General features: G+C 39.0%; 14 protein-coding genes. 4 read left to right on the top strand and 10 right to left on the bottom strand.

Translation table 11 applies throughout. The annotated features are described in order from the left end of the window. Window positions 1–113: 113 nt before the first annotated feature. On the bottom strand, window positions 114–1088 hold the full coding sequence (locus PVK71_RS02235) for a lytic murein transglycosylase (protein WP_274417184.1): 975 nt from the start codon (window positions 1086–1088) through the stop codon (window positions 114–116). Window positions 1089–1091: 3 nt separating this feature from the next. Then, window positions 1092–1373, bottom strand: a complete 282-nt coding sequence (locus PVK71_RS02230; RefSeq protein WP_130045496.1) for a YcgL domain-containing protein — start codon at window positions 1371–1373, stop codon at window positions 1092–1094. A 183-nt stretch (window positions 1374–1556) separates the two neighbouring features. Between PVK71_RS02230 and minC the strand changes: the two genes are divergently transcribed. From minC to minE, 3 genes are read left to right on the top strand one after another with little or no spacing between them, the layout of a single operon-like run. Continuing rightward, window positions 1557–2222 (top strand): septum site-determining protein MinC, encoded by a 666-nt coding sequence (minC, locus tag PVK71_RS02225; RefSeq protein ID WP_130086094.1) that lies wholly within the window; start codon window positions 1557–1559, stop codon window positions 2220–2222. Window positions 2223–2246: 24 nt separating this feature from the next. Next, on the top strand, window positions 2247–3059 hold the full coding sequence (minD, locus tag PVK71_RS02220; RefSeq protein WP_130048201.1) for a septum site-determining protein MinD: 813 nt from the start codon (window positions 2247–2249) through the stop codon (window positions 3057–3059). Window positions 3060–3061: 2 nt separating this feature from the next. Further along, window positions 3062–3322 (top strand): cell division topological specificity factor MinE, encoded by a 261-nt coding sequence (gene minE / locus PVK71_RS02215; protein WP_060991419.1) that lies wholly within the window; start codon window positions 3062–3064, stop codon window positions 3320–3322. Between the two features lie 80 nt (window positions 3323–3402). On the opposite strand, the gene rnd is transcribed toward minE, so the two are convergent. The 7 genes from rnd to PVK71_RS02180 form a co-directional block, all read right to left on the bottom strand. After that, window positions 3403–4524: a ribonuclease D gene (rnd, locus tag PVK71_RS02210; RefSeq protein ID WP_274417187.1), complete on the bottom strand. Its 1122-nt coding sequence runs from the start codon at window positions 4522–4524 to the stop codon at window positions 3403–3405. Between the two features lie 141 nt (window positions 4525–4665). Further along, window positions 4666–6348, bottom strand: a complete 1683-nt coding sequence (gene fadD, locus PVK71_RS02205) for a long-chain-fatty-acid--CoA ligase FadD (protein ID WP_130045501.1) — start codon at window positions 6346–6348, stop codon at window positions 4666–4668. 182 nt (window positions 6349–6530) lie between these two features. Continuing rightward, entirely contained in the window at window positions 6531–7400 is an 870-nt protein-coding gene (locus tag PVK71_RS02200) for an alpha/beta fold hydrolase (RefSeq protein WP_274417188.1), read from the bottom strand. A 5-nt stretch (window positions 7401–7405) separates the two neighbouring features. Next, entirely contained in the window at window positions 7406–7957 is a 552-nt protein-coding gene (locus tag PVK71_RS02195; RefSeq protein ID WP_274417189.1) for a Slp family lipoprotein, read from the bottom strand. Window positions 7958–7979: 22 nt separating this feature from the next. Next, window positions 7980–8279, bottom strand: coding sequence for a chromosome partitioning protein ParA (locus PVK71_RS02190; RefSeq protein WP_130045504.1), 300 nt, complete (start codon window positions 8277–8279; stop codon window positions 7980–7982). Between the two features lie 59 nt (window positions 8280–8338). Beyond that, entirely contained in the window at window positions 8339–9040 is a 702-nt protein-coding gene (tsaB, locus tag PVK71_RS02185) for a tRNA (adenosine(37)-N6)-threonylcarbamoyltransferase complex dimerization subunit type 1 TsaB (protein ID WP_274417190.1), read from the bottom strand. 7 nt (window positions 9041–9047) lie between these two features. Further along, window positions 9048–11009, bottom strand: coding sequence for an ATP-dependent DNA helicase (locus tag PVK71_RS02180; protein WP_274417191.1), 1962 nt, complete (start codon window positions 11007–11009; stop codon window positions 9048–9050). A 250-nt stretch (window positions 11010–11259) separates the two neighbouring features. Between PVK71_RS02180 and purU the strand changes: the two genes are divergently transcribed. Then, on the top strand, window positions 11260–12093 hold the full coding sequence (gene purU / locus PVK71_RS02175) for a formyltetrahydrofolate deformylase (protein WP_274417192.1): 834 nt from the start codon (window positions 11260–11262) through the stop codon (window positions 12091–12093). A 61-nt stretch (window positions 12094–12154) separates the two neighbouring features. Here the strand turns inward: purU and PVK71_RS02170 are convergent, their stop codons facing one another. Next, complete coding sequence (locus PVK71_RS02170) at window positions 12155–12952, bottom strand: alpha/beta fold hydrolase (protein WP_274417194.1); 798 nt, start codon at window positions 12950–12952, stop codon at window positions 12155–12157. Window positions 12953–13072: the final 120 nt, after the last annotated feature.

Genomic DNA, 13072 nt, shown 5'->3' with positions numbered 1-13072 from the left:
AGTTCAGATCGCTTCGCTTAAAGAATTCAGAGGTGTTCGTTGTAAGTATACAACTAACAACACTAACCTCTGAATTCTGCTAGGGAGCTTGCGACCGATCTGAACTCTATAATTTACTTAATCGAATCTGCCAAATGGCTTACCGCTAAGGCAAAGTAATGTGAACGGTTCCAATCCATTAAGACTTGGTAGTTATTGTAAACAAGGTAAGCACGGCCGTCTTTGTCATCGGGTTGCACTAACCATGCTTCGATATCTACATCAGGTAAGGCTTTGCCTGTCAAACGGCGAACGCCTAACTCTTGCCATTGCGCCAGTGATTTACCTTTATCTTCAGATAAACCTTTTAGGCTTTCTGTATCTAATGATTCAGGTAACTGAACTTGACGACCCCACGTATAGGCATCATCCCAGCCTACTTGTTTTAAATAATTTGCAGCTGAAGCAAATACATCAGCTTCGGTAGTCCAAATGTCTTTACGCCCATCATCATTACCATCAACCGCATAAGCTAAGAATGACGTTGGCATAAACTGACACTGACCCATTGCACCAGCCCATGAACCTTTCATGTTTTCAGGGGTGATATGGCCTTGCTGTAAAATGGTTAAGGCTGCCATGGTTTGTTTTTTGAAGAACTCTTCACGACGGCCGTCATAAGCTAATGTCGTCAATGCTTCAATGACATTATAACCACCAGTCAGCTTACCAAAGTTACTTTCAACGCCCCATAACGCAACAATAAAACGAGGCTGAACCCCATATTCATTACCAATTCGGGTCAATTCTTTATAATGCTTTTGGTATAAATCATTCGCTTGTTTGATTTTCCATTTTGGCACAGCTCGTGGAATATACTCATCTAGCGTTAATTTTTTCTCTGGTTGATTACGATCTGATTTAACCGCTTTTTCTTTAAAAGCGATATCTTTGAATGCACGCTCGAGAATTGGTTCTGAAATGCCTATTTCTCTCGCTTCATTTTTTAATTCTACAATATAATCCTGAAAGTCTCCTTCAGGTGTGCCCGCAGTTACTGATGTTGCCATTAATAAACTGACTATCCCTAGCAGTAATTTCTTCTTCATAGATTACTTCTCATTTCTTTGTGCTTTCTCTTGCTTGTATTTTTCAAGCAGATTCTCTGGAGGCGGTGGTAACTGTAAAAAAAAGCCTTCATTTTGAATTGATGCTTTTACTTTTTCTACGTCAACTGAAGCTAATGTTCTGCCTGCCAAATTTACGACCATTACCATGGTTGGCGTACCAAACATTGTCATTAATTCTTTCGGAACGGGAGTAAAGTCATCTTTTTTTGCAATATAAAGATAAGCACCTTGTTTCTTGGTACTTTTATAAACTGAACAGAACATTTTATAACCTATTTTTGATAGAATTGATCTTACTCTCAACTTCACACATACATTTAATGTCTATTTGATGAGAGCCTTACTAAAAAGTACACTTAAGACAATAAGATAACTTGCTGTACGCTTAAACTGACTATAACATGGTATCAGATTTGTGGTATTAAATTTATCAAGATACAGAATAGTATGACAAAAACAGCCGATTTAAAGGGCAGTAATTTCACCCTTTCAGTATTACATTTACCTAATGATGACGTTGCTTTGGCATTAAGTATGCTTGAGCAAAAAGTAGCTCAAGCACCCTCTTTTTTTGCTTCAGCGCCTGTCGTTGTCAATATTGAAAATGTATCGAATGAAATTAACTTTGTTGAGCTAAAATCTGGTGTCGAACGCACTGGGATGATCCCTGTTGGGATCACTGGCTGTAAAGATAAAGAAAAGCAGGCTCAGGCAACAGCAGCAGGGTTTGCTGTTATGACGTCATTTACACCTCAACAAGTAACACAAAAAGCCAGTATGCAGCCAACGAAAGTGGTAAAAACACCTATTCGTTCAGGCCAGCAAGTGTATGCAAAAGATGCAGACCTTGTAATTTTAAATCACGTCAGTCCAGGTGCAGAAGTGATTGCAGATGGCAGTATACATATTCACGGCACATTGCGTGGCAGAGCGATTGCTGGCGCGAGTGGTCAAACAGAGGCAAAAGTCTTCTGTAAAAACTTACAAGCTGAACTAATTTCCATTGCGGGTAATTATTGGTTAAGCGACCAAATTGACAAAGAGTATTGGCATCAAAATGTCATGATCACTATGGTTGAAGACCGTATTCAGATCGATACCCTAACGTTATAGCACAACAGAAAAGGAATAATAAAAATGGCACGTATTGTCGTTGTGACTTCAGGCAAAGGCGGTGTAGGTAAAACTACTTCTAGCTCTGCTATTGCATCCGGACTTGCTTTAGCTGGCAAAAAAACCGCGGTAATCGATTTTGATATTGGTTTGCGTAACCTTGACTTAATCATGGGCTGCGAACGTCGCGTTGTTTACGATTTTGTAAATGTAATCAATGGTGAAGCAACTCTAAACCAAGCATTAATTAAAGATAAGCGTGTAGGTAATTTATTTATTCTACCCGCTTCTCAAACTCGAGATAAAGACGCACTAACAAAAGAAGGGGTTCGTCGAGTTCTTGATGAACTTATCGAAATGAATTTTGATTTCATTATTTGTGATTCTCCAGCAGGTATCGAAGCAGGTGCTTTAATGGCACTTTACTTTGCAGATGAAGCGATCATCACAACTAACCCTGAAGTTTCTTCTGTTCGAGATTCAGACCGTATTCTTGGTATTTTAGATTCTAAGTCTCGCCGTTCAGAAGAATCATTAGAACCAGTTAAGCAGCATTTGCTACTTACTCGTTATTGCCCTGCTCGCGTAAATCAAGGTGAAATGCTGAGTGTAGGTGATGTTGAAGAAATCCTGAATATCCCACTATTAGGGGTTATTCCTGAGAGTCAATCAGTACTAAACGCATCGAATAAGGGTGTTCCTGTAATTTTTGATGAGGAGTCTAATGCTGGCGCTGCATACCAAGATGCTGTTGACCGTCTATTAGGCAAAGAAGTTTCATTCCGTTTCTTAGAAGAAGAGAAAAAAGGCATCTTTAAACGACTATTTGGAGGTTAAGCATGGCATTGCTTGAGTTTTTTAGACCACAGAAAAAAGCCACTGCTAACATAGCTAAGGAAAGGCTACAGATCATCGTTGCAGAACGTCGTAATGGCGGACCTGCTCCATCCTATTTACCACAACTTAAAGAAGATATTCTTAAAGTGATCAGTAAATATGTAAACGTAAGTCCTGATATGGTAACGGTTTCTCTTGAACAAAAAGAGGAAGATTTATCGGTATTAGAGTTAAACGTTACTCTTCCTGAAGATGATCATTAACGTCTAAAAAAATTCGATCTTGATAAAAAAAGGTGACTATTAATAGTCACCTTTTTTCTTAAGCAGGATTAGTATTACTGTTATTTTTCAAGTACTGCCATAAAGCCAGTTTCAAGTAAATCACCACGCCAACCATTCAATGCGTCAGGTTTTAGCTCTGGTGCGCTGTTCTTTTTCCACTTCCAAGATAATAACTGATTTAACTGCTTTTTAGAGGCTAAGAACTCCGGCATCAATCCTGATTTATCTGATGCTAGCTTCACCTCATCTTTCAATAATTTAAAAATCTGCTTATAACCAGGGTAATCCATTAAACGAGAGATCTCTTTTGGGTATTCAGCCGGGTTTAAGTCATCTACTAAATAAGAGAAACGCAATAATTTTCCACCATGACGCTGCACCTCTCTTGGATCAAAACCTTCTTTTAACATTTGCTCTTTACTGCGAATGTTAAAACGTGCCAATTTCCATAAACTCAATTCATGAACAACAAAGTTAACCGCAAGATCACGTTTTCTTGCTTCTTCTAGACGCCATTTCGCTGCCATTTTTAACACAGCTAACTGTTTAGGATTTAACTGCCACGCATTTTTAATATCTAAAAACGCTTTTTCTGCATCTGGCTGTTTTTCACGCTTTTTAACCGCAAGAGCAGATTCTTGATACGCTGCCGATTCCCATTGAGTTTGTGCTAATTCGGCTTGAAGTTTTTCAAACAATGGCAGTAAATAATGTACATCTGCTGCCGCATAGTTTAGTTGCTTTTCAGATAAAGGTCGCGCCATCCAATCAGTTCGAGCTTCGCCTTTATCTAAATCAATGCCTAAATAATCAGAAACAAGCTTAGCAAAGCCTGTTGATAGTCCGTAACCTAAAAATGCGGCCATGATCTGTGTATCAATCATAGGCGTTGGCATGCAACCCGCGTAATGTTGGAATACCTCTAAATCTTCACCACACGCATGAAGCACTTTAGTTACTGATTCATTTTTTAATAAATCCCAAAGCGGTGTTAAGTCATCAATTTCAACTGGGTCAACGAGCGCTAGTGTCTCGCCATCAAACATTTGAATTAAACCTAAGCGAGCATATAGCGTTCGTGTTCTTACAAACTCAGTATCTAACATTAAAAATGGTTTACTACTTGCTTGCTGACAGATCTCAGCCAAACGCTGACTCTGAGTGACGATTTCAAATTTCACTATTCTTCCTTAAAAGATCAATAAGGCAAGATAGCTTAACCTCAATAAAAACTAAGCTATCTTGTCTCTAAAATTTCATAACAAATAAAAATAATGCCAGCGATTAAGCTGGCATTATCGTGTTTTTACATTGTAACCAAATTATGCGTTTTCTTCTGCTTTATATTCATCACGCAGTTCACGACGCAGAATTTTACCTACGTTTGTTTTTGGAAGATCGTCTCTAAACTCAACAATACGTGGAATTTTATAACCTGTTAGATGCTTACGACAATGAGCAATTAGTTCATCTTTCGTTAGGCTTGGATCACGTTTAACAACACAAATTCGAACCACTTCACCTGATGTTGGGTGTGGTTTACCTACAGCTGCGACTTCTAGTACTTTGCCATGAAGCGCAACAACATCTTCAATTTCATTTGGGTATACGTTAAAACCTGATACTAAAATCATGTCTTTTTTACGGTCAACGATATGCAGGAAGCCTTCATCATCAAATTTAACGATGTCACCAGTGCTTACCCAACCATCTTCAGTGATCATTTCTTTGGTCGCTTCTGCGCGGTTCCAATAACCTTTCATCACTTGAGGGCCACGAACTTGAAGCTCGCCGATTTGATCGTTAGCAACAACATTACCTTCTTCATCAACCATTCGAACTTCAGTTGACGGTACAGGTAAGCCAATCGAACCATTGTATGACGTTAGGTTATGCGGATAAGCCGCAACCAATGGAGAACACTCAGTTAAGCCGTAGCCTTCTAGTAGGTAACAGCCTGTATGTTGCTGCCATTTTTCAGCAACGGCACGTTGCACTGCCATACCACCACCTACAGATAGGCGAAGGTTACTGAAATCTAACTCATGGAAATCTTCGTTGTTCACTAGAGCATTAAACAGCGTATTTACGCCAGTAATTGCAGTAAATGGGTATTTTTGTAGTTCTTTAATAAAACCTGGGATATCACGAGGGTTAGTGATAAGCAGGTTACGACCACCCATTTCAATAAACAGTAAACAGTTAACCGTTAACGCAAATACATGATAAAGAGGAAGTGCAGTAACAATAAGCTCACGCCCTTCAGTCAACACTGGACCATAAGCGCCTTTTGCTTGCATTACGTTTGCAATCATATTTCGATGAGTAAGCATTGCGCCTTTTGCTACGCCTGTGGTACCGCCCGTGTATTGCAGGAAGGCTAAGTCTTCACTATCAATGAATGGCTTGATGTACTGCATTCTACGGCCTTTACGTAATGCATTACGCATAGAGGTAGCATGAGGAAGATCGTACTTTGGTACCATTTTCTTCACGTACTTAACCACGAAGTTTACAATTGTACCTTTGGCACGCGGCAGTTGCTCACCTAAGTTCGTTAAAATAACGTGTTTTACTGGTGTGTTCTCAACAACTTCTTCTAGCGTACTCGCAAAGTTTGAAACAATAACGATTGCAGCAGCACCTGAATCATTCAACTGATGCTCTAACTCACGTGGCGTATATAGTGGATTCACATTTACCGCAACCATACCCGCACGTAACACACCAAATAATGCAATTGGGTATTGCAGTAAGTTTGGCATCATTAACGCAACACGATCACCTTTTTTAAGCTTCAGTTCATTTTGTAAATAAGCAGCAAAAGCACGACTGCGCTCTTCCAACTTACGAAATGTCATTACTGAACCCATATTGATAAATGCAGGCTGATCGGCGTATTTATGAACCGATTTTTCAAACATATCAACCAATGAGCTATATTGGTCAGGGTTAATTTCTGCTGGTACGTCTTCTGGGTAACGTGAAAGCCAAACTTTATCCACGCTTTTCTCCTATTTTATATACGATTTATTGCTTATTTCACAATAATTCAAACAGTGATCACTATCACTTTTTATGTGTAGACTATTTACTCCACAATTATAGTCAACTTATTTTATTATCAATTGTATATTCGATGAATATTTGACCATAAACGAGGCGTTTTTTTAAATATGTGAAGCAGTTATGTATTTATTTTGTTAACTAACGCACTAATGTAACTACTTACCTGAATAGGATTTTCTAAATGGCAATGGTGACCACCTTCAATTTGATAACAATCAAAGTGTGAAATATAAGCATATCGATGCGTTTTTTGCTTCAAATGTCCGTAACCCTCAGAGCCGATAACCGCAACCACTGGGCACTCTATTTTTGAAAGTAATGTCAAAGCGTGAACTTCACTCATACGATACAGTGCATCGCATTTTACTTTTGCATCGGTTGTCCATTGAAACGAGTTTGAATTGATACTCAATGATCGCATTACCATTGGTTCAACTAAAAGTTCTGGAAGTTGATTCACGCTAGCTCTTAATTCAATGGCTGTTTGAGTATTTTTTAAGGTTCTCTGAGGCTTATTTCGATATCGCTGACGGCTTAAAATACCTTGTCGGATCCTATCTGAAATTGCCTCTTCTTCCTCACTTAAAGGGCCAAGTGCCTCTATCATCACCAATGCTGCTACTTTTTCAGGAAACACGGCACTATAAGCACTGGCGACTAAAGCACCTAAAGAATGACCAATAAGAACGATAGGCTCTAATTTTAAGTGAAGGACTATTTGGTGAAGATCATCGATATAATCAAAGAAGTGATAAAAATTATCACCGCCTTTATGGCTTGAGCGTCCATGACCAAACCAATCAATAGCAATTAAGTGATGATGTGGGTTTTCTTGTGCGTATGCTTCCATCGTCGTTTTAAAGGTCGCAGCATTATCTTGCCAGCCATGCAAAAACAACAATGTTTGGTGCGTATTTTTGGGTTTTATTTCCATCATTGCAATAGTGCCATGATGAAGTTCAATACTTGATTCTTGAAATGGACTCATGCTGATTATTGTACTTCTTGTACCACTTTTCCACGACGGGTTTCAAGGCGGCTACGCTGATGTAAACATCGACTACCAGTACATGGCATATAATTCATATTGAAATCGTTAGTCACAACGTACTCTTGAACTTGCCATAAATGGATGCCAACGACGGTAATGATGGGGAAAGAGTAAAGATAATCACCCACAGTGGCTTTTTCAATTCCATTTGATTGCCCTAAGACAGTAATTAATCGTCCTTTTGCATAAGTAACCGGATCAATAAACCCATCAAAATAAACCACAAATCGGCCATTAGGTTCTTGAGCTATATCTGGTTTTCCTGATGATGAAATAGGCAGGTTTACCACTTCAATGCGAGTGGTCGTTTTTAAGTTATCAATACGAGCAACAACCCCACCTAAACGTACTTCGCTTGATCGGCTATGTTCAGCAACCGTTGAAAAAGCACTGTATTCAGTAATAACAGCTGCTTGAGACGATTCTAATTCTGTAGGAAGTGAGCTACAACCGACAAGTAATAACGCAAATAGAAAGCACAATGTCTGTTTCATATAAATCCTTTCATAACTTAAGCTAGATATAGAGATCGACACCGACGAGTTGAGCAAGTTCCTCTCTACGCTTTTGTAACATTATGTCCATATACTCTTCCATTGCTTTACGATTTCCCCCTTCAGGCAAATCGTATTGAATTCGAGAGTTTGCATATTCTGATGCGTTCAGTTGTTTTACTTGTGTTGTTACCGCTGTCGCCACTTTTGATGGTTGTGCAACTAAAGATTTGCTTCCCGTCGCTTTCTTGACTTGGTTCTTTTTTCCAACCGCTTGCTGTTTTTGTATCAGCGCGGGCGGTAAGCCTTGAATCGATACCATAATGACCTTTTGAATAAACAACTAAGCGAGGTTTTGATGCCTCGCTTAAATCTTAAAAACTATTCGCGCCCCGGTAATTTCTTCCATGTCACCGTATCACGAACATAAACAGGAGCTGACTCTTCTGCTGGCAACGCCAAGCCTTGTTCAAATTTTTGTAGAGCTAAAAACGCCATGTCTTCAGCATCTGGGTACAACACCTCTGAAGCTTTACGCTCTAATGGTAACTCTGCTAACGCTTCTGCATATGCATCCCATCCGGTGCCTACTGTTAACCACTCACCAGACTGCTCTGGTAGATAAGTTAATAACGCTTCTGGCTTAAAGACGGTTTCTGCCACATTATAAGTCCATGTTGCATCATCATTGCGTTGGTACATACCAAAGTACACTTCACCCATACGAGCATCGATAGCAGCAGCGACTTGCGTTGCGCCATTCTCTCTATAACCCGCTTGAGCCATTGCTTCTAAGGTTGAAATCCCTATCATAGGTAAATCGGCACCAAACGCTAAACCTTGAGCTATACCAATACCAATACGAACACCAGTAAAACTACCTGGGCCTTGACCAAAAGCTAATGCGTCTAAGTCTTGTAAGCGCACACCCGCTTCTTTTAATACTTCATCAACAAATGGCAAGACTTTAATCGTGTGTTCACGCGGTGCCACTGCACGTCGAGAATAGACTTTCCCATCAACAATTAGTGCGACAGAACAGTTTTCAGTGGCGGTATCTACCGCTAAAATTTTTGCGCTCATTAATGCCTCAATTTTCTAAAATAGCTTCTTGTTTTTCTGATTCATTTTCACTGCTCTGATTGGCTTTTGCCAAAAATTCAGACACATTGCGTAAATCTCGTGTTCTTGGTATTGGTGGTAAACTTTGTAAAAATGTTGAACCATAAGGTCGTGTGACTAAACGGTTATCACAAATCACCAATACTCCTTTATCTTTAGTATCTCGAATAAGACGACCAACACCTTGCTTCAACGTAATGACAGCATCTGGAATTTGTACTTGCGAGAATGCATCACCACCACTCAATTGACAATCTTCAATTCGAGCTTTTAACAATGGATCATCGGGTGCTGTAAAAGGAAGTTTATCAATGATAACACAGCTTAGCGCATCACCTCTAACATCAATCCCTTCCCAAAAAGCGCCCGTAGCAACCAATAAAGCATTCCCTAGTTCCATAAACTCAGACAGTAATTGTTGCTTGGTGGTTTCACCTTGTACTAAGACTGGCAGATCCAGTGTTTCTCTAAATTTCTCAGCTAAGTCACGCATCATTTGATGTGAAGTGCATAAGAAAAAACAACGACCATTATTTTGCTTAATCACTGGCTGCAATAACTCGACTAGTTTTTCAGCAATACCGTAACTGTTCGGTTCAGGCAAGAAACGAGGCACGCACAATAGCGCCTGTGTCTGATAATCAAACGGACTCGGTAAGGTAAATTGCTTCTTAGGCTCTAACCCTAAACGCTGAGTAAAATGCGAAAAGTCATCATTTACTGCTAACGTTGCTGACGTAAAAATCCACGCACCTTCTTTATCGGCAAGATGCTCTTTAAATTTATCAGCAACAGAAAGAGGGGTTATATTTAAACTAAAATGACGAGGAGTACATTCATACCAATATGAATAACCACCAATCGTCGTATCACACACACGCTCTAGTCGATTTTTCAACAAGGCACAACGTTCAAAGGCGGCATCCAATAATTGACTACGACCAAGTGCTAATTTTAATACATCATGTGCTAACTCGAAAGCATCATTGATTCTTACAATTTCGCGCTGAACTGCTTGAGACTTAATCGCTTCTCGCCAGTTACCTCTAAAATTGGTATCACCTAAAATAATACGCAAATCCATTGCTGAGCCAGCTAAACGCTCTGCTACTTTTTGAAGTTGGCGCATGTCTTTTGCTTCAGTGCGATAACCAATTTCGATATCTTTGGCTAATTCCGTTAATTGTCGGCTTGATAAATTCTGCCCAAAGTACTGGCTGGCAATATCAGGAAGCTGATGAGCTTCATCAAAAATAAAGATATCCGCTTCTGGGATTAATTCACCAAACCCGGTTTCTTTAATTGCTAAATCGGCTAAAAATAGATGATGGTTTACCACCACGACATCCGCATCCATTGCTTTTTTACGCGCTTTAACCACAAAACACTCTTCAAAGCTTGGGCATTCTTTCCCTAAACAATTATCATTTGTTGATGTAATGCTTGGGATAATTGGGCTGTCTTCTGCAATTGCAGTGCAATCACCTAAATCGCCGGTTTTAGTTTCAGAAGACCAAGAACGTACCTTTACTAATTGAGTTAATAATTCAGGATCTGCTTGAGGCGTGTGACTTTCTACCAATTGTTGATTCAAGCGTTCAGGACATAAATAATTTGAGCGCCCTTTTAATAAAGCGACTTGACCATAAAAACCCAAGGATGACGTCATTAAAGGCAAATCACGATGAAACAGCTGCTCTTGTAAGTTTTTAGAGCCAGTACTGATGATGGTTTTTTTCCCACTCACTAATGCAGGAGCCAAATAAGCAAAAGTTTTTCCGGTACCTGTACCCGCTTCTACAACAAGCTGTGTGCCATTTTTAATTGCATCATGAACGGCATGAGCCATATCAAGCTGAGGTTGACGAGGTTGGAAACCTGGGATGGCTTTACCTAACGCGCCTGAAGAAGAAAATATCTTGGCTATCATATCAACCTGCATTCATTGTGAGTTTAAAAAATAAGGTTGAGATTATGCCAAGATTTTCGAAAAAACTAAACGCTAAGTTTTGAGAGTTACGGTCTAAAACGGCGACTTCCAGATAACGACTTTCGCTAGTATTTTGATTTGATTTAGTAAAAACCCCTTTACGCCCTCTTCATTTATCGGTAAAAGAATAGAGAGCATACAATTAATAATTACCGATTTTGGTAACCCCTTTGCAAACACGAGAGATAAAATGGAAAAGAAAATACTACTAACGGATTGCCCTGATTCTCGTGGGCTAATAGCGAAAATAACCAACATTTGTTACAAACATCAGTTAAATATTATTCATAATAATGAATATGTTGATAATGTCACAGGCCAGTTCTTTATGAGAACCGAGCTAGAAGGCATTTTCAACGATGTCACTTTTTTAACTGATATTGATGAAGCACTTCCACCAGGAAGTCATCGTAGGTTAGTGACAGAACCGCGAAAAAAAGTGGTTATTCTGGTAACAAAAGAAGCACATTGTATTGGTGACATTCTTATCAAAGCCTATTCTGGTGCAATGAATATTGATATTGCTGCGGTTGTTGGAAATCACGATACTTTAGGTGGGTTAATCGAAAAATTTGATATTCCATTCCACCATGTCTCTCATGAAGATCTATCGCGCGAAGAGCACGAAGAAAAAATGCTTGAGGTCATTAATTCTTATGAGCCTGAATACGTGGTTCTAGCAAAATACATGCGTGTATTAACACCAAACTTTGTGGCTCAATTTCCTAAAAAGATCATTAATATTCACCACAGCTTCTTGCCTGCATTTATTGGTGCTAAACCCTATCAACAAGCGTACGATCGCGGCGTAAAAATCATTGGTGCAACGGCACACTTTGTGACAAATGATTTAGATGAAGGTCCAATCATCAAACAAGATGTTATCCCTGTTGATCATAATTTTAGTGCTGAAGATATGGCAATGGCGGGGCGTGATGTTGAAAAATCTGTACTCAGTAAAGCGCTTACTAAAGTCTTAAATGATCACGTTTTTGTGTATGGTAACAAAACCGTTATTCTTTAATCTTACCGAAAACAAAAACGGCGATCATAATGATCGCCGTTTTTGTTTTAAACGATTGGTATTACTGTGCAGCTATAAACTCTATTGCGTATTTATTGAATTCTTTTGGTTTATCTATATTACACACATGTCCACATTCAGGGATCTGTAATAATTGACTGTGTTCATGTACTGCTACCATCTCTTCAACAGGCTTCATAAACAAATAGTCATTTGCCCCCATCACATACAGTGTAGGTATAGCCAGTTCTTTATCTTTAAAGTAACGCATCAATGGGTTTACATCGGCCGCTAATTTGAACCAACGTTTAAACTCTTTTTGACATAATTTTTTGGCTTCACGAGTAAAAATATGACGAGATTCTTTTTGACTCTTCTGTGGCATAACAACATAAGAAAACAATTTATATAACCACATATAAGGCATGATATTTTTCGTCATATCTCCCATTTTAATCAGAAATTGAGATCGAAAATTAAAACGTGTTATCGCACCAGCCAGCACCATTGAACTCACTCGTTCTTGTGCAAGTTCGGCAAGATTTCGAATGATAATAGTACCCAAAGACATACCAACAAAATGCGCAGATTTGATATTAAGGTGATCCAGTACATCCAAAATATCTTGGCTAACGGCTTTAAAAGAGTATTGTTTATTAATGAATTCTTTAATTTTAGAAAAATTATTCGAGCGTCCATGACCACGTAAATCAATGAGTAATACATTGAAGTTTTTTCTAAAAGCCGCAACTTGTTTAAACCATGTTGTCGAACTTCCACCAGCCCCATGAACAAACACTACCCATTTAGAGCTTGATTCGTGCTCGTAAGCTTTGTGGAATAATAAAGAATCAGTCATCCATTTTACTTTCATACAAAATACACATTGCAGTGACTATATCACTTCAAGAGACTAATGAATATACATCCTCTCATTTCCTTTCACTGGCCTAACAAAACAAAAATATAGAATCATAAC

The sequence above is a fragment of the Aliivibrio sp. S4MY1 genome (genome assembly GCF_028765545.1).
Taxonomy (GTDB): domain Bacteria; phylum Pseudomonadota; class Gammaproteobacteria; order Enterobacterales; family Vibrionaceae; genus Aliivibrio.
Note: the sequence above shows the minus strand (reverse complement) of the source record. Positions and strands in the feature narration are given on the sequence as shown.